This window comes from Sediminicoccus sp. BL-A-41-H5, from assembly GCF_050632405.1.
Lineage (GTDB): Bacteria > Pseudomonadota > Alphaproteobacteria > Acetobacterales > Acetobacteraceae > Roseococcus.
Window position 1 is genome coordinate 1039938 of record NZ_CP192601.1, and the last position, 22790, is coordinate 1062727.

Consider the following 22790-nt stretch of genomic DNA (forward strand, 5'->3'; position numbering starts at 1 on the left):
GTCACAGCCGGGCAAGCGCGATGAGCTGCTCGGCCCGGAAAAAGCCCAGGAACTCCCAATCCCCGCCGCGCGGCCGGAACACGCCGGCCGCGCCTTCCGGGAATTCCTGCTGCGCGAGGCCGCGCCCCAGGATCATGCCCAGCGGCACGATGTGGCCCACCATGACGCGGTTGCCCCCCGGGATGGGCTGCGCCAGCCGGCGGGAGACGGCACGCGCGTCATCCATCGCATTGCCCGGCGTATAGTCATCGGCGATCAGGTCGCGCTCGACACGCACGCGGGCGCGGCCGAAGGCCAGCTCGGCCGTGTCCTGCGCGCGAAACACCTCGCTCGTCAGCACCTCCTGCACGGGGATGTCCAGCACGCGGAACGCCTGGCCGAGCCGCGTCGCCTGCTGGCGCCCGGCCTCGCTCAGGTTGCGCTGCCCGGCGCGGTCGCCCCGCCTTCCGGTATCCACCTGGCTGCGATCGGTGATGCCGTGGCGGACATAGAGGTTCAGCCCGCCCGCCCGCAGCAGCGGCAGCAGCGTCTCGTCGGGGATGAAGGCGAAGCCCTGCGCGCGGGCGACCAAGGGCGCGGCGAGGAAGGCGGCCGCCAGGGCGCGACGTTGCATGAAAATCTCTCCATTTCGGGCACGCCGCCGCTTAGCCGCAGGCCGGCAGCCGGGCAAGCCGATTTGATGGACCGGCGGCGCCTCGCCCTGCCATGCTGCGCGCAAACCAGAACAGGAAACGCCATGCTCTCCCGCCGCGCCGCCCTTCTCGCCCCGATCGCCCTCGCCACTCCCGCCCTCGCGCAGCCAGGTTTCCCCAACCGGCCGATCCGCCTCGTCATCCCCTGGCTGCCCGGCGGCTCGGCCGACACCCATCTGCGCGTGCTGGCCGAGATCGCCGGCCGCAACCTCGGGCAGTCGGTCATCGTCGAGAACCGGCCCGGCGCCTCGGGCACGCTCGGCCCCGCCATGATCGCGCAGGAGCCGCGCGGCGATGGCCACCTGATCGGCCAGATGCCGGTGACCATCTTCCGCATCCCCGCCATGTCCCGCCGCCCGACCTTCGACCCGATGACGGATTTCTCCTGGGTGATCCACCTCACCGGCTATGTCTTCGGCGTGGTGGTGCGCAGCGACAGCCGCTACCGGAGCTGGGAGGAGTTCCTGGACTTTGCCAAGGCCAATCCGGGCAAGGTCAGCTATGGCACGCCCGGCGTGGGGTCCTCGCTCCACATCACCATGGAGCGCATCGCGGCCGAGCGCGGCATCGAGTTCCTGCACGTCCCCTTCCGCGGCGGCGCCGACACGACGCAGGCGCTGCTTCAGGGCTCGGTCGAATGCGTGGCCGACAGCACCGGCTGGGCGCCCATGGTGCAGGAGGGGCGCTTCCGCCTCCTCATCGTCTGGAGCGCCGAGCGCGCCAAGCGATTCCCGGATGTCCGCACGCTGCGCGAAGTGGGCATCGACATCGTCTCCGACAGCCCCTTCGGCCTGGCCGGGCCCAAGGGCATGGACCCCGGCGTGGTCCGCGCCCTGCATGACGGCCTGAAGCCCGCCCTGTTCGACCCGCAGCATGTGGCGACGCTGGAGCGCTTCGACATGCCGCTGCGCTACATGGACCCCGAGGCCTATGCGGATTTCGCAAGGCGGCTCAACGCCGAAGAGAGTGCGGCCGTGCGCCGCCTGGGCTTGCGGATGGACTGAACGGGGGCGATAGACGGGCACAAGAACAGCCGAGGAAAGCCCGCCCATGCTCACCCGCCGCCATGCCCTCCTCCTGCCCGGCGCCGCCGCGATCTCCGCACCCTTGGCCGCGCCGGCCTATGCCCAGCAGAACTTCCCCAACCGGCCGATCCGCATGATCGTTCCCTGGGGTGCGGGCGGCACCACCGATGTGCAGATGCGCGCCTATTGCGAGGCCGCCTCCCGCCGGCTCGGCCAGCCCATAGTGGTGGAGAACCGCGCGGGGGCGGGCGGCGTGCTGGGCGCCCAGGCGCTGCTCACCGCGGCGCCCGATGGCTACACGCTGAGCCAGATGCCCATCAGCGTCTTCCGCCAGCCGCTGCTCAACAGCCGCGCCCTCTTCGATCCGCTGACCGACTTCACCTATGTGATCCACGTCACCGGCTATCTCTTCGGCATCGTGGTCCGCAATGACGCGCCCTGGCAGACGCTCGCCGACCTCATCGCCGCCGCGCGGCGCGAGCCGGGCAAGCTCAACTACGGCACGCCCGGTGTCGGCACCTCGCTCCATCTGACGATGGAGCAGATCGCGCAGATGCAGCGCATCGAGTGGACGCATATCCCCTTCCGTGGCGTGGCCGAGAATCTGCAGAACCTGCTGGGCGGCCAGATCCAGATCACGGCCGACAGCTCGGGCTGGGTGCCGATGGCCGAGGAAGGCCGCGTGCGTGTGCTGGCCACCTGGGGCGAGAGCCGCGCCAAGCGCTTCCCCAATGTGCCGACGCTGAAGGAGAGCGGGATCGACATCGTCTCGATCAGCCCCTACGGCCTGGCCGGCCCGAAGAACATGGACCCGGGCGTGGTGCGCGTCCTGCACGACGCCTTCCGCGAGGCGCTGAACGATCCCTCGCATGTCGCGGTGCTGGAGCGTTTCGACATGCAGCCCAACTACAAGAGCAGCGCCGACTACACCGCCTTCGTCCGCCAGACGATGGAGGAGGAGCGGCGGCTCATCCAGCAGCTCGGTCTCCGTCTGAGCTGATTGCTGCACCTGCGAGGCGGTGTGTTGCGCCGCTTCGCCCAAAACCCGCAGGCTTCCCCCAAACGGAGGAAGCGCCCCCATGCATCTGACGCGCCGCGCGAGCCTGATCACCGGCTTGGCTGCCCCCTTGGCCGCGCCCGGCCTCGCGCTCGCGCAATCCCGCTTCCCCGACAAGCCGCTGCGCGTCTTCGTGCCCTGGACGCCGGGCGGCGCCACCGACATCCAGATGCGCATGGTCTGCGAAATCGCCTCGCGCCATCTGGGCCAGCCCGTCATCGTCGAGAACAAGCCCGGCGCGTCAGGCACGCTTGGCGCGCAGACGCTGGCGCGCGAGGCGCGGCCCGATGGCTATACGCTGAGCCAGATGCCCAATGGCGTCTTCCGCATGCCGGCCATGATGCGCGCCCAGGGCATGACGCCGCCCTTCGACCCCATGCAGGACTTCACCTGGGTGCTGCGCATGGTGGGCTACATGGGCGGCGTGGTGGTGCGGCCCGACGCGCCCTGGCGCAGCATGCGCGCCCTGCTGGACGACGCCCGCGCCAATCCGGGCAAATTCTTCTACGGCACGCCCGGCGCCAACACGACCGATGTGGGGATGACGCGCCTCGCCCGCATGCTCAACATCGAATGGACCGCCGTGCCCTTCCGGGGTGCGGCGCCCAATCTGCAGAACCTGCTCGCCGGGCAGATCCATTTCTCGGCCGAGACCTCGGCCTGGGCCGACATGGCGCTGGAGGGCCGCGTGCGGCCGCTGGCGCTCTGGATGTCAGCCCGCGCCGCGCGCTTCCCGGATGTGCCCACCTTCCGCGAGATGGGGCATGACGTGGTGGCCGAGAGCGCCTATGGCATCGCGGCCCCGCGCGGCACGCCGCCCGCCATCGTCAACATCCTGCACGACGCCTTCAAGGCCGCGGTGCATGACCCGCAGCATCTGGCCGTGCTCGCCCGCTTCGACATGCCCGTGCGCTACCTCGACAGCGAGGCCTATGCGAATGACGTGATCCAGGTGAACGCGCAGGAGATCGCGACGGTGCGCGAGCTGGGGCTGCGCCCCGGCGGGTAGCCGCGTAAGCTTCCCTGCATGCAAGACATCTGGACCCTCGCCATCCATGGCGGCGCCGGCACCATCCGGCACGACGAACTCACCCCCGGGAAGGAGGCCGCCTATCGCGCGGGCCTGCTCGCCGCGCTGCAGGCGGGTGGCGCCGTGCTGGAAGCCGGCGGCAGCGCGGAGGAGGCGGTGCTGGCGGCGGCCATGAGCCTGGAGGATTGTCCCCTCTTCAACGCCGGGCGCGGCAGCACCTTCACCGCCGCCGGCACCATCGAGATGGATGCCGCGCTGATGACCAGCGGCGGTGAGGCCGGCGCGGTGACGGGGGTGACGCGCATCCGCAACCCGATCCTCGCCGCGCAGGCCGTGATGCGCGAAACCCCGCATGTGCTGCTGGCGGGCGCGGCGGCGGATGAATTCGCCGCGCAGCAGAGGCTTCAGATGGAAGACCCCGCCTATTTCCGGACAGAGCATCGCCACGCGCAGCTGCTCGCCGCGCAGGCGGCGCAGGTGGTGGCGCTGGACCATGATGTGGCGACGAAGATGGGCACGATCGGCGCCGTGGCGCGCGACCGGCACGGCGCGCTGGCGGCGGCGACGTCCACCGGCGGCATGACCAACAAGCGCGCCGGGCGTGTCGGCGACACGCCCATCCTCGGCGCCGGCACCTGGGCCGACCGGCACGTCGCCATCTCCTGCACCGGCACGGGCGAAGCCTTCATGCGCAGCGCGGCGGCGCATGAGATCTCGGCGCTGATGCGCCTCGCGGGGAAGTCGCTCGCGGAGGCGGCCGAGGAGGTGGCGCTGCGCCGCGTGCCGGAAGCCGGCGGGCGCGGAGGCCTGATCGCGGTGGATGCGGCGGGCAACGCGGCCCTGCCCTTCGGCACGGAGGGCATGTATCGCGGCCTCTGGCGCGCGGGCGAAGCCCCCATCACCGGCATCCACGCGGCGTGATCGGAGGCGTCGGAACCTGAGGTTCCGGCCGGGGTGCTCGAGGGGCTGGCCCCTCGATCAGCGCCGCGCGGCGAAGAATTCCCTGAGCAGCGCCGCCGCCTCGCTCTCGCGCACGCCGCCCACCACTTCCGGCGCGTGGTTGCACTGGGCATGCGCGAAGACGCGCGCGCCATGCTCCACGCCGCCGCCCTTCGGGTCATAGGCGCCGAAGACCACGCGCGCCACGCGGAAGAGCGAGGCGCCCTGCGCGCACATCGCGCAGGGCTCCAGCGTCACCCAGAGCGTCGCATCCGCGAGGTGCTTCTCGCCGCGCGTGGCGGCCGCTTCGCGCAGCGCCAGCATCTCCGCATGGGCGGAGGGGTCGCGCCGCTCCTCCACGCGGTTGCCGGCGCGGGCGAGAACGGTTCCGCGCGCATCCGTGACGACAGCGCCCACCGGCACCTCGCCGCGCATCGCCGCCGCGCGCGCCTCTTCCAGCGCGATTTCCATCGGTGTCATGCGCTGGCTTCTGCCCGAGCCGGGCGGCATCACGCAAACGCCATCTTGTGCTGGCCGCGTGGCGCTGCTTCACAGGGGCCATGACAAGACGCCCCGTGATCGGATTGACGCTGGATGCCGAACCGGCGGGCGGCTGGTCCAGGCTGCCCTGGTATGCGCTGCGGCAGAACTACTTCTCCGCCGTCATCGCGGCTGGCGGATTGCCCGTCGCCCTCCCGCATGCGCCCGAGCTCGCCGCCGCGTATCTCGATACGGTGGACGGCCTGCTCGTCACCGGCGGCGCCTTCGATGTGGACCCCGCGCTCTGGGGCGGCGGCGAACCTCACCCCAAGGTCACGCTCAAGCCCGGCCGCACCGATTTCGAACTCGCCGCCACGCGCCGGGCGCTGGCGAAGGACCAGCCCGTGCTCGGGATCTGCGGCGGGCAGCAATTGCTGGCGGTGGCGCTGGGCGCCACCCTCATCCAGCACATCCCAGACGAGCACCCGAGCGAGATTCCGCACGAACAGCCCAACCCGCGCACCGAGCCGGGGCATGAGGTTCTGGTGGCACCCGGCACGCTGCTCGCCCGCATCACCGGCCGCACGCGCATGGCGGTGAATTCCGCGCATCACCAGGCGGTGAAGAGCGTGGGTGATGGGCTGGTGGTGAACGCCACCGCGCCGGATGGGCTGATCGAGGGCATCGAGGCGCCCGCGCATCGCTTCGCGCTCGGCGTGCAATGGCATCCGGAATACAGCGTGGACCCGGCCGACCCGCTGATCCTGCGCGCCTTCGTGGAGGCCTGCCGATGACCCCGCCCGATACGGATGACGCTGCACGCGGCGAACGCATCGCCAAGTGGCTCGCCCGCGCGGGCGTGGCCAGCCGCCGCGACGCCGAGAAGATCATCGCCGAGGGCCGCGTGAAGCTGGGCGGCAAGCTCGTCACGCAGCCCGCCACCTTCGTGCAGCCGGATGACATCGTGACGGTGGATGGCCGCGCGGTGAACGAGCCGGAGCGCACGCGCCTCTTCCGCTTCCACAAGCCGGCCGGCCTCGTCACCACCCATCGCGACCCGGAGGGCCGCCCCACGGTGTTCGAGCGCCTGCCCGAGGGCCTGCCGCGCCTGATCTCCGTCGGCCGCCTCGACCTCAACAGCGAGGGCCTGCTGCTGCTCACCAATGACGGCGCCCTCTCCCGCCGGCTGGAGTTGCCCTCGAATGCCTGGGTCCGCCGCTACCGCGTGCGCGTCTTCGGCGATTTCGATCCGCGCGCGCTGGAGATCCTGGCGAAGGGCGTCACCATCGAGGGCGTGCGCTACGCGCCGATCGAGGCCGGCGTGGACAGCCGCAAGGGCGACAATGCCTGGCTCACGGTCGCGCTGCAGGAGGGAAAGAATCGCGAGATTCGCCGCGTCCTGGCCTGGATGGGCCTCGAGGTCTCGCGCCTCATCCGCATCGCCTACGGGCCTTTCCAGCTCGGCACGCTGGAGCGCGGCATGGTGGATGAGGTGAACCCGAAGGTGCTGCGCGAGCAGCTGGGCCTGGCCGCGCCGACGCGGCGAGGCAAGGGCTGATGCTTCGCGCCCTCAAGCGCCGGGCGCGGCCTCCGGCCGCCTGGCTCCGGACCGCTGAAGCGTTCCGCCGCGCCTATTCGGCGCGGATTCGCGAGGCGCACCGCCAGACCGGGGCAGGGTCCGCCGGGCCCGGCGCGCTTCTCCTGGACGCCGCGACCGCCTCCGCCAAGCTCCGGCCGCAAAGCGGCCGGCACCGCCCAACCGGCCTCATGGCCCATCGTGGCGCGGCGAAGCCAAGCCGGCGGAGCCGGCGCGTCGTGCGGAGAGCACGCCTCCGGCGTGACGCGTCTGAGGGCGCAAAGTGATGCGCATCATCGCAGGCCGCTGGAAGGGCAAGCGCCTCACCGCCCCCGAGGGCGACACCGTCCGCCCCACCTCCGACCGGGCGCGCCAATCCCTCTTCGACATGCTCTGGCACGCCCCATGGGCCGGGCGGGAGCTGGTCGAGGGCGCGCAGGTGCTCGACGCCTTCGCCGGCACGGGCGCGTTGGGGCTGGAGGCGCTCTCGCGCGGCGCGGCGGCGGCGAGCTTCATCGAGAAGGACCGCGCGGCGCTGGCCGCACTCCGCGCCAATATCGCGAACTGCAAGGCGGAAGCGACCGTCATCGCAGGCGACGCGACGAAGCCCCCCCGCGCGCTGAAGCCCGCCACGCTGATCTTCCTCGACCCGCCCTATGGCGCGAACCTCCTCGCTCCCGCGCTGGAGGCGCTGGATGCGGCGGGCTGGATCGCCGCCGGCGCGCTGATCTGCACCGAGCTCGCCGAGCGCGACACGCCGCCCGAGACGCGCTTCACACCGTTGGATGACCGCCGCCACGGCAAGGCCCGCCTGTTGATCCTGCAAGGCTGAGCCCGCGATGCGCGGCCAGCCCTCGCGCATTCTCGTCATCATCCCCTCGCCCGTCTTCGGCGGTGCCGAGGCGCAGACGCTCCAGGTGGCGCGTGGCCTGATCGCCATGGGCGCCGAGGTCGCCGTCGCGGCCGAGCCCGCGGTGCTGGCCGCCGCCGGCCCCGCGCTGGGCGGCGCCCACCGCCTTCCCGCCGCGCTGCGCCCGCCCGACAAGATGCCGCGTGACGCCGCGATGGACTGGCAGCGGGCCGCGCTGGCCGCGCCGCTCGCCGCCCTGCGGCCCGAGGCGGCCCTGCTCTGCTGCCCGCTGCCGACGGAGGGCTTCGGCGCGCTCCAGGCGCTGACCGCGGCGCGCATCCCGGCGCTGGCCGTCGCGCATCTCGTGCGGCTGGGCTGGGAGCTGGCCGAGGCCGAGCACGCCGCCCTGCCCCGGCTCCGCGCCGATTGGATCGCCGTCTCCGAGGTCTCGGCCCGGCGGCTGGAGGCGCTGTTCGGCTGGCCGCCCTTTCGCGTGGCATCGGTGCCGAACGGCATCCCGCCCTGGCCGCCCGCCGCCCCGGATCGCCCGGCGCTCGGCCTGCCCGAGGGCGTGCCCCTGCTGGCCCAGGTCGGCCGGCTCGACATCCGCAAGGGCGCGCAGCTCGCACCCGCCATCGGCGCGCGGCTGCGCCCGGGCCAGGTGGTGCTGGCCGGCGATGGCCCGCTGCGCGCGCGGCTGACCGGCGCGAGCAACGTGCTGACCCTCGGCCCCCGCCATGACATCCCGGCCCTCCTCGCCAGCGTGGACGCCTTCCTCCTCGCCTCCGAGCATGAGGGCTGCCCGCTCTCGGTGCTGGAGGCGGCGCGCGCCGGCTGCCCCATCCTCGCCACCCGCGCCGCGCTGGAAGCCTGGCCCGAGGCCGAGGCCATGGCCCGGATCATCCTGCGCGAGCCCGACCACATCGCGGCCGCCTTCGCCGAGGCGATGGCCGACGAAGAGGGGACGGCCCGCCGTGTCGCCCATGCGCGCGCCGTCGCCGCCGCCTGGGACGAGGCGGCGATGATCCGCCGCACCGCCGTCCTGCTGGCCGCCACATGCGCCTGATCCGGCAGCGCTGGCCGGGCGAGACCCGGCTCTGGCTGGGCGCGGCGCCCCAGAGGCTGCACCTGCCGCCCGACGGCAACCTCCTGGCCCTGCACCTGCCCCGCGCCGCGCCATCCTCGGCGCTGGTCGTGGAGACGCAAGCCGGCGCGGCGCGCCTCGCCGCGCCCGCCGCCGGCTGGGTGGTGCTGGAGCTGCCGGGGCCGCCCCTCGCGGTGCGGGCGGAGGGCCCGCCCTTCCAGCTCTCCGGCGGCCTGGGCGAGGGCCCGGCCTTCCCCGCCTGCCGCCTCTGGCAGGCGGAACCGGGCCTCATCCCGGAGGATCACTGGCGCCGCGCGCGCATCCTGGGCGAGGGCGCGGTGCTGGCGCTCGCCGCCGGCCCCGCGCGGCCCTTCCTGCGCCTCCAGGCGGGCGAGGTGGCGCGCATCACCCTGCCGGGCTGCGCCCTGCCCGGCCCGGTCGAGCCGGTGCTGACCGCGCTGCGCGGCCCGCTGCCGCTGGCGGAGCTGGACGGCCTCACCCTCACGCTGCGCGCGGGCGCCGCCTGCGATGTGCTCTGGGAGGGCGTTCAGCTCCGCCCGAACAATCGTGCGAATTCCGAGGCGCCGAGCCTCAGATAGGTCGGCCGCCCATGGCTGCAGGTGGCCGCGCGCGGCGTGCGCTCCATGGCGCGCAGCAGCGCGTCCATCTCGGCCGGCGTCAGCCGCCGCCCGGCGCGGATGCTGCCATGGCAGGCCAGCCGCGCGATGGCGGCATCCAGCCGCAAGGCCAGCGCCGTCCCCTCGCCCGATTCGGTGAGTTCCTCGGCGAGGTCGCGCAGCAGCGGCGCCGGGTCGGGCGCGCCCAGCAGCGCGGGCAGCGCGCGGACGATGACGGCGCCAGGCCCGAACCCCTCGAGCTCCAGCCCGAGCCTTGCCAGTTCCGGCGCCGCCTCGGCCAGCACCGCCGCGCCGGGCAGCTCCACCACGGCGGGAATCAGCAGGGGCTGGGCGCGTACGGAACCGGCTCGCATTTCCTCCGAAAGCCGCTCATGCGTCAGCCGCTCATGCGCCGCATGCTGGTCCACCAGGATCAGCGCGCCATCCGGCGCTTCCGCCAGGATGTAGGTCTGCAGCACCTGCGCCAGGGCGCGCCCCAGCGGGTGCTCGGCTGGCACGGGCGCGGCCTGCGGTGCTGCGGCGGGCGCCGGGGCGGGAAAGGCCAGCGGCAAGGGCGCTTCGGCGAAACCGCCGGAGCTGTAGGCCGGGCGCGGCGGCGCGCTGAAGGAGAGGCGCGCCGGCCCTGCATAGCCGAGCGTGGGCCCCGACGGCCCCGCCACCTGCCCGACGCCATGCCCCAGCGCCCTTCGCAGCGCCGAGATCACCGCCCCTCGCACGCCCGCCGCATCGCGGAAGCGCAGCTCGGTCTTCATGGGATGCACGTTCACATCCACCTCCGAGGCCGGCAGGTCCAGGAAGATCGCCGCCACCGGATGCCGCCCCGGCGCCATCACCTCCCGATAGGCCACGCGCAGCGCGGCCCGCAGCAAGGGGTCTCGCACCGGGCGGCGGTTGACGACGAGGTGCTGCTCCATCGCCGTCGCCCGCGTATAGGCCGGCCCTCCGGCGAGGCCTGAGAGCTCCAGCACCCCCGGCGCACCGCCGGAGATCGGCAGGGCGGCGGCGGCGAAGTCCTCGCCCAGCAGGTCGCGGATGCGCGCATCCCGCGTGGCGGGCGGGAGGCTCAGCACGCCCCGCCCATCCAGCACCGCCTCGAATCCCACCTCCGGCCAGGCCAGGGCGAGCCGCCGCAGCGCGTCCATCGCCGCCTCGCCCTCGCCGCGCGGCGTCCGCAGGAATTTGCGCCGCGCGGGGGTCGCGAAGAACAGGTCATTCACCTCGACCCGCGTGCCCGGCGCGCCCGAGGCCGGCGCCACGGCGGAGACCCGCCCGCCCTCCACCGTGATGCGATGCGCCGCGCCCTCGCGCGGGCGGGAGGTGATGGCGAGCCGCGCCACCGCGCCGATGGAGGGCAGCGCCTCGCCCCGGAAGCCCAGCGTGCCGATGGCGAAGAGCATCGCCTCCTCCGGCAGCTTGGAGGTGGCGTGGCGCTCGACCGAGAGCGCCAGATCCTCCGGCCCCATCCCGCACCCGTCATCCTCGACCAGCACGCGGCCGATGCCGCCCTGCTCCAGGCTGACGCGGATCTGGCGCGCGCCGGCATCCAGCGCGTTCTCCACCAGCTCCTTCACCACGGCGGCCGGCCGCTCCACCACCTCGCCGGCGGCGATGCGGTTGGCGGTGGTCTCGGGGAGGCGGCGAATCACCATCCCCTAGTCTAGCTCAGTTGCCCTGGAGTTTCAGCACCTCGGCGAGCAGGCCGCGCGTCGAGCCGTCATGCGCGTCGGATGCCACACCCTGCTCCAGCTCGCGCACCAGCGGCGTCGCCAGCACCTTGCCCAGCTCCACCCCCCATTGGTCGAAGGGGTTGATGCGCCACAGCGCGCCCAGCACGAAGACCTTGTGCTCATAGAGGGCGATCAGCGCGCCGAGCGAGGCGGGGTCGAGGCTCGGCAGCACGATGGTCACGGATGGCCGGTCGCCCGGGAAGATGCGGTGCGGCAGCAGCCGCGCGATGGTCGCCGCATCCGCGCCCGCGGCCCGCATATCCGCCTCCACGCCCGCCGCATCGCGCCCCATCAGCAGCGCCTCGGCCTGGGCCAGGCCGTTCGCCAGCAGGATGCGGTGATTCTCGGCATGCGTGTGGTCGGGCCTGGCCACCAGGATGAAATCCACCGGCACCGGCTTCGGCCCCTGGTGCACCAGCTGCATGAAGCTGTGCTGCGCCGAGGTCCCGGGCTCGCCGAAGACCACCGGCCCCGTCGCGCGCGAGACGATGCTGCCATCGAGATGCACGCGCTTGCCCAGGCTCTCCATCTCGAGCTGCTGCAGATGCGCGGGCAGGCGGCGCAGCCGCTCATCATAGGGCAGCACGGCGCGGCGGTTCAGCCCCAGCGCGTTCACATGCCAAGCCTCGGTCAGCGCCAGCAGCACGGGCAGGTTCCCGGCCAGCGGCGCCGAGAGGAAATGCCGGTCCATCGCCGCCGCGCCATCCAGCAGCGCACGGAACCGTTCCCAACCCAGGGAGAGCGCCAGCGACAGCCCGATGGAGGACCAGAGCGAAAACCGCCCGCCCACCCAGTCATTGAAGGGAAAGACGCGCTCCGGCGCGATGCCGAATTCCGCCGTCGCCTTCATGTTGGTGGAGAGTGCGACGAAATGCGCGGTCGCGCCGAGCTTGCCGACGGAGGCCTCCATCCAGCGCTTCACCAGATGGGCGTTGGCCATCGTCTCCTGCGTGGTGAAGGTCTTTGACGCCACCAGCACCAGCGTGCGCCGGGCGTCCAGCTGCGGCAGCACCGTCTCCCAGCCATGCCCGTCCACATTGCCCAGATGGATGGGCCGCATCGGGTCGCCCGCGCGCCAGAGCGCGCGCCCGACCATCACGGGGCCGAGGTCGCTGCCGCCGATGCCGATGTTCAGCACCGTGTCGAAGCGCTGGTTGGTGGCACCCCGGATTTCGCCGCGATGCACCGCCTCGGTGAAGACGCGCATGGCCTCCAGCGTCGCCGCCGCCTCGGCCGAGGGGCCGGGCGCGCCGGGCAGGGTCTCGCGCAGGGCCATGTGCAGGGCGGCCCGGCGCTCGGTCTCGTTCACCAGCGCGCCCTGCGCCATCTCGTCGCGCCGCCGCTCCACCCCCGCCACGCGGGCGAGGTCGAGCAGCGCGGCCCGCACCTCATCCGAGATGGCGGTCTTGGAGATGTCCAGCAGCAGCCCCGCGCCGCGGGCATGGAAGCGCGCGAAGCGATCCGGCTCGGCGGCGAAGAGCGGTCGGATCGCCGAAGCGCCCGGGGCGGCCCCCAGCTCCGTGACCCTCGTCCAAGCCGCCTCCAGGGAATCGCGCGTCATGTCCTGACCCATCTCGCCAAGACACTGAGACTACAGCCCTTGTGGCTGCCCCGCCACTGCCAGGACCAGGCCATCCGGCTTCAGGATGCGCTTCGCCACCGCGGCCACATTTTCGCGGTTCAGCGCCGCGAGCCGCGCCGGGCGCCCGGCCAGCCAGTCGAGCGGCCGGCCCGCCTGGCGCAGCCCCAGCAGCAGCGAGGCGGTGCGGCGGCTGTCGGTGAATTGCAGCGGCAGCGAACCGCCCAGGAAATCCACCGCCTCCGTCACCTCATCCACGGTCGGGCCATTCGCCGCCATCTCGGCCCAGGCCGCGCGGACCAGGCCCCAGACCTCGCCCACCTTGGCGTTCTCGGTCGCCACATTGCCGATGACGATGCCGCGCCCGAAGAGCAGATCGAGCCCCGCGCCGATGCCATAGGTCAGCCCGCGCTCCTCGCGCACCGAGCGCATGAGGCGGCTGGTGAAGCCGCCCCCCGCCAGGATGCGCAGCGCCACCTGGAAGCCCTCCCAGCCCGGATCATTCGGCGCCAGCCCATCCTGCCCGAAGACCAGCGTGGATTGCGGCGCCGCCTTCTCCCGCGAGGCGACCCCGAAGGAAGCGAGCGGCGGGAGGGCGGGCACCGCCTCCGGCGCGCCGGGCGGCAGGTCGGCGAACAGCTCGGCCATGATGGCGCGAAGCTGCGTGGCGTTGATGGCGCCGGACGCCGCGACCATCACGCCGCCCTGGCGAAGCTGGGCCGCGAGTGCGCCGCGGATCTCCGCTTCGGTGATGGCCGTGAGGCTCTCCGGCGTGGAAAGCCGCCCGGCCGGGAAGCCCGGATAGGCCGATTCCCAGAAGGCGCGGCGCGCGATGCCGGCCGGCGTCTCCAGCTGCTGGCGCGCGCCCAGCACGGCGCGCGCCCGCACCCGCGCGATGGCGGCCTGATCCATGCGCGGCCGCGCCATGGCCAGGCGCGCGAGGCGCACGGCGTCCGGCAGGGCCGTGGTCAGGGCGCGGAAGCTGCCATCGAAACTGTCGCGCCCGGCCGAGAAGGAGAGGCCGATGCCGGAATCGCGCAGCGCATCGGCGAAGCCGATATTGTCATACTCGCCCGCCCCCTCGCTCAGCATGGCGGCGGCAAAGGCGGAGAGCCCCTCCCGCCCCACCGGATCGCGCGCGGCACCCCCGGGCCAGGCCCAGGCGAGCGAGACGACCGGCACCGTATGGTCCTCCACCAGCCAGGCGGAAATCCCGCCCTGCTCGACCAGCTGGATGGGAACGGAAAAGCCGTGGCGGGGCGGCAGGGTCACGCCGAAGATGGTTTGGGACATGATTCTAGGCCCTCAGGCGCGTCGCGCTGGAAGCGCGCCGCTGGCAAGTCGCGCTGGAAGCGCGCCGCTGGCAAGTCGCGCTGGAAGCGCGCCGCTGGCAAGTCGCGCTGGAAGCGCGCCGCTGGCGCGACGCGCCGGCTCCGCCGGCTTGGCTGCGCCGCGCATCGGGTGCGCTGGGTTGGAGGTCGGGCGGGCGGCGCCGGCCGCTGTGCGGCCGGATTCTCGAAGGGCGGTTGCCGGGCTTCGAAAGGGGTGCATTCTCACGCGGGCAGCAGCCAGGCCGTCGTCGCGATCCTTGGCTGGGCCAGCACGGCGCGGGCCGCGTCATTCACCTGCGCCTGCGTCACCGCTTCCATCCGCGCGGGCCATTGCTCCACCGCCTCGATGGGCAGGCCGATGGCCAGCGCGCCCCCCAGCATGCGCGGCGCCGCCCCCAGACCGTCGAGGGCCAGCAGCGCGCCCGCCGTCTGCTGGCGGATGGCGCGGCGCGTCTCGGCCTCGGTGGCGCCGGACTGCACGAGTTCGGCCAGCGTGGCGGCCACGATCTCCTCGATGCGCGCCTGGGTGACGCCCGGCCGCGGCGTCACCGCGACGAAGAGGCCGCCCACGCCCACGACATCGCCGTCATAGCCGGCGCCGGCGCTCACCGCGTGCCCGGCCTCGACCAGCGCGCGGTGCAGGCGCGAGCCAGGGCCGCCGCCCAGCACATGCGCCATCACCTCCAGCGGATCGGCCTTGCCCGTCTCGCCCCAGGTGGCGGAGGGTGCCGCGAAGGCCTGCAGGAAGCTCGCCTCCCGCACCGCCGGGTCGCGCGTGACGAGGCGGGCCTCCGGCGCCGAAGCGGGCGGCGCGGCGCGGTCGCGCGCGCGGCGCGGGCGGGTGGGCACGGGGCCGTAGAATTCCTCCGCCCAGCGGCGCAGATCGGCCTCCCGCACGTCACCGGCCACGACCAGGGTGCAATTGGCGGCGGCATAATGCGTCGCGTGGAAATCCACGAGGTCCTGCCGGGTGATGGCGCGGATCTCGTTCTCCCAGCCGATCAGCGGGCGGCCGCGCCAATGCTGCGGCCCCCACATGGCGGCGTCGAAGGCCTCGCGGAAGCGGCCGCGCGGCACCGCATCGGTGCGCTGGCTGCGCTCCTCCAGCACCACGTTGCGCTCGGATTCCGTCTCCGCCTCGGGGATCAGGGGCGCGGCCAGGCGATCCGCCTCCATCCGCATCATCAGGGGCAGGCGCGAGGCCTCGACGATCTGGAAATACGCGGTCACATCCCGGCTGGTGAAGGCATTGTCCTGCCCCCCCTCCCGCGCCACGGTCCGGCTGAAGGCGCCGGACGGGATATGCGGGCTGCCCTTGAACATCATGTGCTCGAGGAAATGGGCCACCCCCGACTTGCCGGCCGGGTCCTCGCCCGCGCCGGCCGAGACATAGAGGTAATGCGCGGCGACCGGCGCGCGCTTGTTCTCGGCCAGCACCACGGTCAGCCCATTGGCGAGCTTCCAGCTCACCGCGCCGAAGAGCGGGCGGTGCGCGCGGCGCGCTTCGCTCTGGGCCAGCGCCGGCGCGGCGAGAGAGGGGGCCACCAAGGGAGTGACCAATGAGGCGGCGGCAGCGCCCTTGAGGGCGGTTCGGCGGGTCAGGGAATCCATGTCCCTAATGTGGGGGTGGCCGGCGCTTCGCGCCAGCGCCAGCTTCGCCATTCCGTGTTGCGGCCCGTCACCTTGTGTAACCGGGCCGCGTCCATCACCAGAATTTCAGCGCGTCATACCAGGGCCGGCGCTGCGGCTGGATGATCGGCGTCGCCCCTTCGGAGAGATCCCGGCCGAGCGCCGCATTCTCGCGCAGGCGCTGCGACTCGCGCGCCGCATCCACCGGGATGCCCGGCTCGGTCGGCGCCGGGCGCCAGAAGAGGGCGCGGTCCACGATGCTGCGGTCCACCCGCTCGAGACGCATGCTTTCCTCATCCACCCGGTCGCGGATGTTGTCGGGGACCGGCGTGCCGGTGGAGGAGAGCAGCGCGCGCTCGCCCGAGGATTGCGGCGCGCGGGCGGCGGCGAGGCCGGCGCCCGGCACCAGCGTGGATTCCGCCTGCTCGCGGATGCTGAGCTCCTGCGGGCGGGAGGCGCCGGGGCGCGGCGTGGGCAGGCTGCCCAGGCTCGGCGGCATGGAGAGCGGCGCGCGGGTCGTCACCTGGAACTCGTCCGGCGCGTCGCGCGTCAGGCCGAAGGTGCGGGCCGTGTCGCCGCAGCCCGCCAGCAGCAGGGGGGCGAGAAGCAGGAGCGGGGCCGGATTCGTCTTCATCATGGAGCCTCTTTGCGCTTGCTTTCCGGCCGGATCAAGGCATCCGCCACCAGGGCCAGGACGCCGCAGACGATCGCGGCATCCGCGACGTTGAAGACATACCAGTGCCAGCCCCAGGCGTGAACATCCACGAAATCCACCACGGCCCCGAAGCGCATGCGATCGATGACATTGCCGATGGCGCCGCCGATCACGGCGCCGAGCGCATAGGTCACCATCCGCGTCTCGGACCGCGCCAGCCAGCGCAGCAGGAAGCCCGCCACGATCAGCGCCAGGCCCGCAAGGATCAGGTGGTTCCAGGCGCCCTCCCCCGAGAAGAGCCCGAAGGTGACGCCCCGGTTCCAGACCATGGTGAGGTCGAGCCCGGCGGGGCCGATCTCGAAGATCGGGATGTTCCGCCGCTCGGGCAGGTTCACCACCTCCAGGATCCAGTACTTGCTCACCTGGTCGGCGATGAGCAGCAGGGCCGCGAAGACCAGGCCGGTGCGGAGCGTCGGCGCCATCAGCCCTCCACCACCGCTTCGCAGCGCCGGCAGAGCGTAGGATGCGCGGCCGAGGCGCCCACCTCGGGCAGCACGCGCCAGCAGCGCTCGCATTTCGCGCCCGGGGCGAGCGCCACATCCAGCGCCACCTCCGCGCCCTCGCCCATCGCGACCTGGGAGACGATCAGGATTTCCTCCCACTCGGCGGCATTCAGCGTGCCGCCGGGCAGGGTCAGCCCCAGCCGCGCCTGCAGCGAGGAGCCGAAGAGCCCATCCCGCCGGTGATCCTCCAGGCTGGCCGTGACCAGTTTGCGGATGCGGCGGATCTCCACCCAGCGCTCGGCCAGCGCCTCATCCTTCCATTCCGCCGGCAGGGCCGGGAAATCCTGCATGTGGATGCTCTCCGCCTCCTCGCCGAAGCGGGAAAGCCAGGCCTCCTCCGCCGTGAAGACCAGCACGGGGGCGAGCCAGGCGCAGAGGCAGCGATGCAGCTGGTCCAGGACCGTGCGCGCGGCGCGGCGGCGCGGGCTGTCCTTCGCGTCGCAGTAGAGGCTGTCCTTGCGGATGTCGAAATAGAAGGCGCTGAGATCGGTCGCGCAGAAGGCATGGATCTCGGGCACCACGCCGTTCCAGTCATAGTCGCGCGCGGCCTTGCGGATGCGCGCATCCAGCTCCGTCAGGCGGTGCAGCACCCAGCGCTCGAGCTCCGGCATCTCGGCCACCGGCACGCGCTCGCTCTCTTCGAAGCCGGCGAGGTTGCCGAGCAGCCAGCGCAGCGTGTTGCGCAGGCGGCGATAGAGCTCCGCCTGCTGCTCCAGGATGTTCTTGCCGATGCGCAGATCCTCGGCCGTGTCGGAATTCATCACCCAGAGGCGCAGGATGTCGGCGCCATATTTGGTCATCACCTCCTGCGGCGCGGTGACATTGCCGAGCGACTTGGACATCTTCCGCCCGCTCTCATCCAGCACGAAGCCGTGCGTCAGGATGGCCTTGAAGGGCGCGACCCCGCGCGTGCCGACGGATTCCAGCAGCGAGGACTGGAACCAGCCGCGATGCTGGTCCGAGCCCTCCAGATAGAGATCCGCCGGGAAGGGCAGGTTGCGCGGCGGCAGGACGAAGGCGTGCGTGCTGCCGCTCTCGAACCAGACATCCACGATGTCCATCACCTGCTCGTAATCATCCGGGTTGCGCTCATTCCCCAGGAAGCGCGCGGCCGCATCCGGCTGGTACCAGGCGTCGGCGCCCTCGGTGCGGAAGGCGTCCACGATGCGCTGCATGACGCTCGCATCACGCAGCACCTCGCCCGTGCGCTTCTCGACGAAGACCGCGATCGGCACGCCCCAGGCGCGCTGGCGGCTGATGCACCAGTCGGGGCGGCCGGCCACCATCGCGCCGATGCGGTTGCGGCCGATATCCGGGACGAAATGCGTGGCCGCGATCGCGTCCAGCGACTTCTGGCGGATCGCATTCCCGTCATCCATCGCGATGAACCATTGCGGCGTCGCGCGGTAGATCACCGGCTTCTTGGAGCGCCAGCTATGCGGGTAGCTGTGGTTCAGCTTCCCCTTGGCCGCCAGCGTGCCGAGCGCGGTGAGCGCCGCATAGACCGGCTCATGCGCGCGGAACACATGGATGCCCTCGAAGCCCGGCGCCTGGATCGTATAGGTGCCGTCATCGCCCACGCATTCGGGGATCTCGATCCGCGCCTCGGGATGCGCGCGGTTATGCGCCACGACGAGGGCGAAGTCCTCCTCGCCATGGCTGGGCGCGATATGGACGATGCCGGTGCCCGCATCATCCGTCACGTAGTCGCCCGCCAGCATCAGCGCTTCGTGATTGTACGCGCCCGCATGCCCGCGCAGCGGCGCGGCACAGGCCGCACCCTCGAACGCGGTACCGGGAAAGGTTGTCACCAGCGTATGCGTCGCGATGCCCGCCTCGGCGCAGAATTGCGGCAGCAGGGCCAGCGCCACGATCAGCCGCGCGCCGGGCTTCACCAGCGCGCCCTCGGCGACGCTGTCCACATGCATGAGCGCGTATTGGATCTCCGGCCCATAGGCCAGCGCGCGGTTGCCCGGGATGGTCCAGGGCGTCGTCGTCCAGATCGCCACGTCGCTGCCCGCCAGCTCCGCCATGCCCGGCGCCCGCAGGACACGGAACAGCGCGTGCAGCGTGGGCGAGACGTGATCCATGTACTCGATCTCGGCCTCGGCCAGCGCCGTCTTCTCGACCGGGCTCCACATCACCGGACGCAGCCCGCGATAGAGCGAACCGTTCATCAGGAAGCGGCCGATCTCCCCGACGATCACGGATTCGGCCGGGAAATCCATGGTGGCGTAGCGGTTGGCCCAATCGCCCGCGACGCCCAGGCGCTGGAACTCCTCCGACTGCACGGCGAGCCACTTCTTCGCATAGGCGCGGCATTCGGCGCGGAACTCGAGGACCGGAACCTGGTCCTTGTCGAGCTTCTTCGCGCGATACTCTTCCTCGACCTTCCATTCGATCGGCAGGCCATGGCAGTCCCAGCCCGGCACGTAGTCGGCATCGGTGCCGGACATCTGCGCCGCGCGGTTGATCACATCCTTCAGGATCTTGTTCAGCGCGTGGCCGATATGCAGCGGGCCATTGGCGTAGGGCGGGCCGTCATGCAGCACGAAGGGTGGGCGGCCCTTGGACTTTGCGCGCAGCTGCGTCCAGCTCTCGGCGGCGGCCCATTTGGCGAGCAGCTTCGGCTCGCGGTTCGGCAGGTCCGCCTTCATGGGAAAGCCGGTCTGCGGCAGGAAGACCGTCTTGCGGTAATCGCGAGCGGGCGTCTCGGGGGCGTCGTTCATGGGGATCTCGGGTCGCGCGGGGCGCGGAAAAGGAAGGGGCGTGCGGGGCTGGTCCCGGCCTTCAGGCGAAGGCCGGGCGCCGAATTCGGCACCGGCAGGGGCGGGTCACGCGCATCCCTTGCGTATGCGGAGTTCCAGGCCTTCCGGTCAAGGGCGGCGCGGCTCACGGAAACGTCACTTGTCATGCATCCGCCCGGCGCGGGAGCTTGCCGCAACTGGCCAACGAGACCCCACCCGATGCCCCTGCCCCGCCGCGCCGCCCTCGCCCTGCCTCTCCCCTTGGCCCTCGCGGCCCCGCTCGCGGCGGCGGCGCAGCAGCCGGCCCATCGCGTGGTCGCGCTCTACCCCTCCGGGCATTTCCTGGAGAACCTGATGGTCCGGCCGGACGGCGCCGTGCTCTTCACCAGCTATTTCGCCAGCGAGATCGGCATCTGGTCGGAGAGCGCGGGCCAGGCCGTCTTCGCCCGCATCGAGGGCCACCCCGTTTCCCTCGCACATGGCACGGAAGGCCTGGTGCTGGCGCTGCACGGCGTGCCCTTCACCGAGGGCGCGCGCCTCGCCGGCAGCGGCGCCGTGCTCCAGCTCAGCCGCGAGGGGCGGCCGGGCCGGCGTATCGCGCTCCCCGAGGTGGGCTTCCTCAACGGCATGGTGCGCCAATCCGACAGCGTCTACCTGATCGCCGATAGCGGCCGCGGGCGCATCTGGCGGCTGGACCTGGCCTCGGGCGCCGCCACCACCTGGCTCGAACTGCCCGAGATGGCGCCCGATGCGGCGCGGCCCGGCCTGCCGGGGGTGAATGGCCTCAAGATCAGCGGCGGCGCGCTCTTCTTCTCCAACTCGGCGCGGCCGGGGATTTACCGCCTGCAACTCGCGGCCGATGGCAGCCCGGGCGGGCCGGTGGAGCGCGTGGTGGCGCTGCCCGGCGTGGATGACTTCGTGGTCCTGCCCGAGGGCGGCTTCCTCGCCGCCACCCATGGCGATGTGGTGCTGCGCGTCGCCGCCAATGGCGCCATCAGCCCGCTGCTCGAGACGCCCGACATCGCGGGCTGCACCGCCGTCGCCCTCGCCCCGCGGCCGGCGGGCGGGCAGTTCCTCTACATCTCCGCCTCGGGCGGCCTGTTGGAGCGGCGCGGCCTGCCCGCGCATCTCGTGCAGATGGAGCTGCCGGGCGGGGCCTAACCCTTCAGAAGCTTCCGCGCGGTCGCCGCATCCGCCTGGATCTGCGCGACCAGCGCCGGGAAGTCGGGAAACTTCCGCTCCTCCCGGATGAAGGCCACCAGCGCCACGCGCAATTCCTGCCCGTAGAGATCCTCGGCCAGGTCGAAGAGATGCGCCTCCAGCCGCGAGATCGGATCGCCCCCCAGCGTCGGCCGGCGGCCGAGATTGGCCACACCCGGCACCACCCGCCCATCGGGCAGCGTGGCGCGCACCGCATAGACGCCCCGCGCCGGCTCCAGATGCCGGCCGAGCGGGATGTTGGCCGTGGGGAAGCCGATGGTCCGCCCGCGCGCATCGCCATGCGTGACGGGCCCGACGATCGAAAAAGGCCGCCCCAACAGCGCCGCCGCGCGCTCCGGATAGCCATCCTGCAACAGCCGCCGGATGCGGGTCGAGCTGATGGTCCCCTCGCCGTCGGCGACATGCGGCACGATGGAAAGGCCGATGCCGAGTTCCTCGGCGATCTGGCGCAGGAAGCCCACATCGCCGCCGCGGCGATGGCCGAAGGCGAAGTCCGGGCCGCAGGCCAGGTGCTTCGCATCCAGCCCCTGGTGCAGCACCTGCTCCACGAAATCCCGCGCCGACATGGCGGCGAGCTCGGGCCCGAAGGGCAGCGCCACCACGACGCGCGCACCCGCCGCCCCCAGCGCCGCCGCCTTGGCGGGCAGCAGGGTCAGGCGGAAGGGCGGGTCATCGGGGCGGAAATGCTCGCGCGGATGCGGCTCGAAGGTGAGCGCGCCCAAGGCCAGGTCCGGCCGCGCCTGGTGGGCGGCGGCCAGCACGGCGGCATGGCCCAGATGCACGCCATCCAGGTTGCCGAGCGCCAGTGTGGCGCCGCGCGCTTCCGGCGGGGCGGCGCGCCAGTCGGTCACGATCACGGGCGCGCTCATGCCTCTTTCTGCGTCATCCAGCGTGTGACGCTGGGCGGCGTCCAGCCGGCCAGCGCATCCAGCGCCGCCTCGGGCGTCCCGGCGCGCAGGGCGAGCCCCGCATGCTGGGGCCGCACGAAGCCGCCCTCCGTCATGCGGTCCAGCAGGGCGAAGAAGGGCGCCCAGTAATCATCCACGTCGAGATAGACGAGGCCCTTGCCATGGATGCCAAGCTGCGCCCAGGAATGGATCTCCACACTTTCCTCCAGCGTGCCGATGCCGCCCGGCAGCACGACGAACCCATCGGAGAGGTCATTCATCAGCGCCTTGCGGACATGCATGGAGGGGACGACGCGCAGCTCCGTGACACCGCCATGGCCGAGCTCGCGGTCCATCAGCGCCTCGGGGATCACGCCGATCACCTCGGCCCCGGCCTTCAGCGCCGCATCGGCCACGATGCCCATCAGCCCGACCTTGCCGCCACCATAGACGAGGCCGAGGCCGCGGCTCGCGATGGCACGGCCGAGATCGGCGGCGAGGCGCGCATGCACGGGGTCATGCCCCGGCTGCGCGCCGCAGAAGACGCAGACGCGCCGGAGGTTCACGCCCGCCGCAGCCTCAGCCACGCGAGGGCACCATCACGGTCGCCTCGCCATCGATCACCGGCTTGCCCGCCACGGTGCAGACCGTGCTGAGCGTCACGCGCTTCTTCACGGCATCGAGCGCGGTCACGGTCACCGTCGCCGTCACCGTCTCGCCGATCTTCACCGGCGCGCGGAACTTGAGGTTCTGGCCGAGATAGATGGTCCCCGCCCCCGGCAGCCGCGTGCCGAGCACCGTCGAGATCAGGCTGGCCGAGAGCATGCCATGTGCGATCCGCTCCTTGAACATGGAGGCGGCGGCGACTTCGGCGTTGATGTGCACGGGGTTGGTGTCGCCCGAGACGCCGGCGAAGAGGAGGATGTCCGCCTCGGTGATGGTCTTGCCGAAGCTGGCGCTCTGGCCGACCGAGAGATCCTCGAAGAAGTAGCCATCCATGCGATCACACCCTCATCTGTCGGGGCCGGGTGTAACGCAAAGCGGCGGGCCGGGGAATGCGCAAGGCACGCCCCGGCGGGC

Annotated in this window: 22 protein-coding genes; 10 read left to right on the plus strand and 12 right to left on the minus strand. The window is 72.3% G+C overall.

The annotated features are described in order from the left end of the window. Position 1 precedes the first annotated feature (1 nt). Positions 2-613, minus strand: a complete 612-nt coding sequence (locus ACQ860_RS05215) for a histidine phosphatase family protein (protein ID WP_431302352.1) — start codon at positions 611-613, stop codon at positions 2-4. A 123-nt stretch (positions 614-736) separates the two neighbouring features. On the opposite strand from ACQ860_RS05215, the gene ACQ860_RS05220 reads away from it, so the two are divergent. The 4 genes from ACQ860_RS05220 to ACQ860_RS05235 all read left to right on the plus strand — a co-directional run bounded on the left by ACQ860_RS05220 (position 737) and on the right by ACQ860_RS05235 (position 4725). Next, positions 737-1696, plus strand: a complete 960-nt coding sequence (locus ACQ860_RS05220; protein WP_431302353.1) for a tripartite tricarboxylate transporter substrate binding protein — start codon at positions 737-739, stop codon at positions 1694-1696. Positions 1697-1742: 46 nt separating this feature from the next. Continuing rightward, positions 1743-2717, plus strand: a complete 975-nt coding sequence (locus tag ACQ860_RS05225; RefSeq protein ID WP_431302354.1) for a tripartite tricarboxylate transporter substrate binding protein — start codon at positions 1743-1745, stop codon at positions 2715-2717. 79 nt (positions 2718-2796) lie between these two features. After that, positions 2797-3783: a tripartite tricarboxylate transporter substrate binding protein gene (locus ACQ860_RS05230; protein ID WP_431302355.1), complete on the plus strand. Its 987-nt coding sequence runs from the start codon at positions 2797-2799 to the stop codon at positions 3781-3783. A gap of 18 nt (positions 3784-3801) precedes the next feature. Continuing rightward, on the plus strand, positions 3802-4725 hold the full coding sequence (locus tag ACQ860_RS05235; RefSeq protein WP_431302356.1) for an isoaspartyl peptidase/L-asparaginase family protein: 924 nt from the start codon (positions 3802-3804) through the stop codon (positions 4723-4725). 57 nt (positions 4726-4782) lie between these two features. Here the strand turns inward: ACQ860_RS05235 and ACQ860_RS05240 are convergent, their stop codons facing one another. Beyond that, positions 4783-5214, minus strand: a complete 432-nt coding sequence (locus tag ACQ860_RS05240; RefSeq protein ID WP_431305724.1) for a nucleoside deaminase — start codon at positions 5212-5214, stop codon at positions 4783-4785. 89 nt (positions 5215-5303) lie between these two features. On the opposite strand from ACQ860_RS05240, the gene ACQ860_RS05245 reads away from it, so the two are divergent. From ACQ860_RS05245 to ACQ860_RS05265, 5 genes are all read left to right on the plus strand, one after another. Continuing rightward, positions 5304-6017: a gamma-glutamyl-gamma-aminobutyrate hydrolase family protein gene (locus ACQ860_RS05245; RefSeq protein ID WP_431302357.1), complete on the plus strand. Its 714-nt coding sequence runs from the start codon at positions 5304-5306 to the stop codon at positions 6015-6017. Further along, the gene (locus ACQ860_RS05250; protein ID WP_431302358.1) at positions 6014-6781 is read left to right on the plus strand and encodes a pseudouridine synthase; all 768 of its coding nucleotides are present in this window, start codon (positions 6014-6016) and stop codon (positions 6779-6781) included. Before ACQ860_RS05245 ends, ACQ860_RS05250 begins: the two co-directional genes overlap by 4 nt. Before the next feature lie 304 nt (positions 6782-7085). Next, positions 7086-7631 carry a 16S rRNA (guanine(966)-N(2))-methyltransferase RsmD gene (gene rsmD, locus ACQ860_RS05255; RefSeq protein ID WP_431302359.1) on the plus strand — a complete coding sequence of 182 codons (546 nt, stop codon included), beginning with the start codon at positions 7086-7088 and terminating at the stop codon, positions 7629-7631. A gap of 7 nt (positions 7632-7638) precedes the next feature. Next, positions 7639-8715, plus strand: coding sequence for a glycosyltransferase family 4 protein (locus tag ACQ860_RS05260; RefSeq protein WP_431302360.1), 1077 nt, complete (start codon positions 7639-7641; stop codon positions 8713-8715). After that, positions 8706-9332: a hypothetical protein gene (locus ACQ860_RS05265; RefSeq protein WP_431302361.1), complete on the plus strand. Its 627-nt coding sequence runs from the start codon at positions 8706-8708 to the stop codon at positions 9330-9332. The genes ACQ860_RS05260 and ACQ860_RS05265 overlap by 10 nt, the downstream gene beginning before the upstream one ends. Here the strand turns inward: ACQ860_RS05265 and mutL are convergent. The 7 genes from mutL to ileS all read right to left on the minus strand — a co-directional run bounded on the left by mutL (position 9281) and on the right by ileS (position 19584). Then, positions 9281-11020, minus strand: a complete 1740-nt coding sequence (gene mutL, locus ACQ860_RS05270) for a DNA mismatch repair endonuclease MutL (protein WP_431302362.1) — start codon at positions 11018-11020, stop codon at positions 9281-9283. The two genes, ACQ860_RS05265 and mutL, sit on opposite strands and share 52 nt — an antisense overlap. A 13-nt stretch (positions 11021-11033) precedes the next feature. After that, the gene (gene pgi, locus ACQ860_RS05275) at positions 11034-12659 is read right to left on the minus strand and encodes a glucose-6-phosphate isomerase (RefSeq protein WP_431302363.1); all 1626 of its coding nucleotides are present in this window, start codon (positions 12657-12659) and stop codon (positions 11034-11036) included. Positions 12660-12689: 30 nt separating this feature from the next. Beyond that, positions 12690-13970: a M16 family metallopeptidase gene (locus ACQ860_RS05280; protein WP_431302364.1), complete on the minus strand. Its 1281-nt coding sequence runs from the start codon at positions 13968-13970 to the stop codon at positions 12690-12692. A 260-nt stretch (positions 13971-14230) separates the two neighbouring features. Then, positions 14231-15553 carry a M16 family metallopeptidase gene (locus ACQ860_RS05285; RefSeq protein ID WP_431302365.1) on the minus strand — a complete coding sequence of 441 codons (1323 nt, stop codon included), beginning with the start codon at positions 15551-15553 and terminating at the stop codon, positions 14231-14233. A 160-nt stretch (positions 15554-15713) separates the two neighbouring features. After that, positions 15714-16274, minus strand: a complete 561-nt coding sequence (locus tag ACQ860_RS05290; RefSeq protein WP_431302366.1) for a DUF3035 domain-containing protein — start codon at positions 16272-16274, stop codon at positions 15714-15716. Next, the gene (lspA, locus tag ACQ860_RS05295) at positions 16271-16774 is read right to left on the minus strand and encodes a signal peptidase II (protein WP_431302367.1); all 504 of its coding nucleotides are present in this window, start codon (positions 16772-16774) and stop codon (positions 16271-16273) included. The genes ACQ860_RS05290 and lspA overlap by 4 nt, the downstream gene beginning before the upstream one ends. Continuing rightward, positions 16774-19584: an isoleucine--tRNA ligase gene (ileS, locus tag ACQ860_RS05300; RefSeq protein WP_431302368.1), complete on the minus strand. Its 2811-nt coding sequence runs from the start codon at positions 19582-19584 to the stop codon at positions 16774-16776. Before ileS ends, lspA begins: the two co-directional genes overlap by 1 nt. Before the next feature lie 237 nt (positions 19585-19821). On the opposite strand from ileS, the gene ACQ860_RS05305 reads away from it, so the two are divergent. Beyond that, complete coding sequence (locus ACQ860_RS05305; RefSeq protein ID WP_431302369.1) at positions 19822-20763, plus strand: SMP-30/gluconolactonase/LRE family protein; 942 nt, start codon at positions 19822-19824, stop codon at positions 20761-20763. On the opposite strand, the gene ACQ860_RS05310 is transcribed toward ACQ860_RS05305, so the two are convergent. From ACQ860_RS05310 to ACQ860_RS05320, 3 genes are read right to left on the minus strand one after another with little or no spacing between them, the layout of a single operon-like run. Next, positions 20760-21692, minus strand: a complete 933-nt coding sequence (locus ACQ860_RS05310; RefSeq protein WP_431302370.1) for a bifunctional riboflavin kinase/FAD synthetase — start codon at positions 21690-21692, stop codon at positions 20760-20762. The two genes, ACQ860_RS05305 and ACQ860_RS05310, sit on opposite strands and share 4 nt — an antisense overlap. Further along, positions 21689-22297, minus strand: coding sequence for a TIGR00730 family Rossman fold protein (locus ACQ860_RS05315; RefSeq protein WP_431302371.1), 609 nt, complete (start codon positions 22295-22297; stop codon positions 21689-21691). Before ACQ860_RS05315 ends, ACQ860_RS05310 begins: the two co-directional genes overlap by 4 nt. Next, complete coding sequence (locus ACQ860_RS05320; RefSeq protein ID WP_431302372.1) at positions 22290-22709, minus strand: MaoC family dehydratase; 420 nt, start codon at positions 22707-22709, stop codon at positions 22290-22292. Before ACQ860_RS05320 ends, ACQ860_RS05315 begins: the two co-directional genes overlap by 8 nt. Between the last annotated feature and the right edge of the window lie 81 nt (positions 22710-22790).

Coding starts and splice junctions, on each gene's coding strand:
- ACQ860_RS05310 (WP_431302370.1), bottom strand. CDS start 21,692: ATGAGCGCGCCCGTGATCGTGACCGACTGGCGCGCCGCCCCGCCGGAA.
- ACQ860_RS05320 (WP_431302372.1), bottom strand. CDS start 22,709: ATGGATGGCTACTTCTTCGAGGATCTCTCGGTCGGCCAGAGCGCCAGC.
- ACQ860_RS05265 (WP_431302361.1), top strand. CDS start 8,706: ATGCGCCTGATCCGGCAGCGCTGGCCGGGCGAGACCCGGCTCTGGCTG.
- lspA (WP_431302367.1), bottom strand. CDS start 16,774: ATGGCGCCGACGCTCCGCACCGGCCTGGTCTTCGCGGCCCTGCTGCTC.
- ACQ860_RS05240 (WP_431305724.1), bottom strand. CDS start 5,214: ATGGAAATCGCGCTGGAAGAGGCGCGCGCGGCGGCGATGCGCGGCGAG.
- ACQ860_RS05230 (WP_431302355.1), top strand. CDS start 2,797: ATGCATCTGACGCGCCGCGCGAGCCTGATCACCGGCTTGGCTGCCCCC.
- ACQ860_RS05235 (WP_431302356.1), top strand. CDS start 3,802: ATGCAAGACATCTGGACCCTCGCCATCCATGGCGGCGCCGGCACCATC.
- rsmD (WP_431302359.1), top strand. CDS start 7,086: ATGCGCATCATCGCAGGCCGCTGGAAGGGCAAGCGCCTCACCGCCCCC.
- ACQ860_RS05245 (WP_431302357.1), top strand. CDS start 5,304: ATGACAAGACGCCCCGTGATCGGATTGACGCTGGATGCCGAACCGGCG.
- ACQ860_RS05220 (WP_431302353.1), top strand. CDS start 737: ATGCTCTCCCGCCGCGCCGCCCTTCTCGCCCCGATCGCCCTCGCCACT.
- ACQ860_RS05250 (WP_431302358.1), top strand. CDS start 6,014: ATGACCCCGCCCGATACGGATGACGCTGCACGCGGCGAACGCATCGCC.
- pgi (WP_431302363.1), bottom strand. CDS start 12,659: ATGACGCGCGATTCCCTGGAGGCGGCTTGGACGAGGGTCACGGAGCTG.
- ACQ860_RS05290 (WP_431302366.1), bottom strand. CDS start 16,274: ATGATGAAGACGAATCCGGCCCCGCTCCTGCTTCTCGCCCCCCTGCTG.
- ACQ860_RS05280 (WP_431302364.1), bottom strand. CDS start 13,970: ATGTCCCAAACCATCTTCGGCGTGACCCTGCCGCCCCGCCACGGCTTT.
- ileS (WP_431302368.1), bottom strand. CDS start 19,584: ATGAACGACGCCCCCGAGACGCCCGCTCGCGATTACCGCAAGACGGTC.
- ACQ860_RS05225 (WP_431302354.1), top strand. CDS start 1,743: ATGCTCACCCGCCGCCATGCCCTCCTCCTGCCCGGCGCCGCCGCGATC.
- ACQ860_RS05215 (WP_431302352.1), bottom strand. CDS start 613: ATGCAACGTCGCGCCCTGGCGGCCGCCTTCCTCGCCGCGCCCTTGGTC.
- mutL (WP_431302362.1), bottom strand. CDS start 11,020: ATGGTGATTCGCCGCCTCCCCGAGACCACCGCCAACCGCATCGCCGCC.
- ACQ860_RS05305 (WP_431302369.1), top strand. CDS start 19,822: ATGCCCCTGCCCCGCCGCGCCGCCCTCGCCCTGCCTCTCCCCTTGGCC.
- ACQ860_RS05260 (WP_431302360.1), top strand. CDS start 7,639: ATGCGCGGCCAGCCCTCGCGCATTCTCGTCATCATCCCCTCGCCCGTC.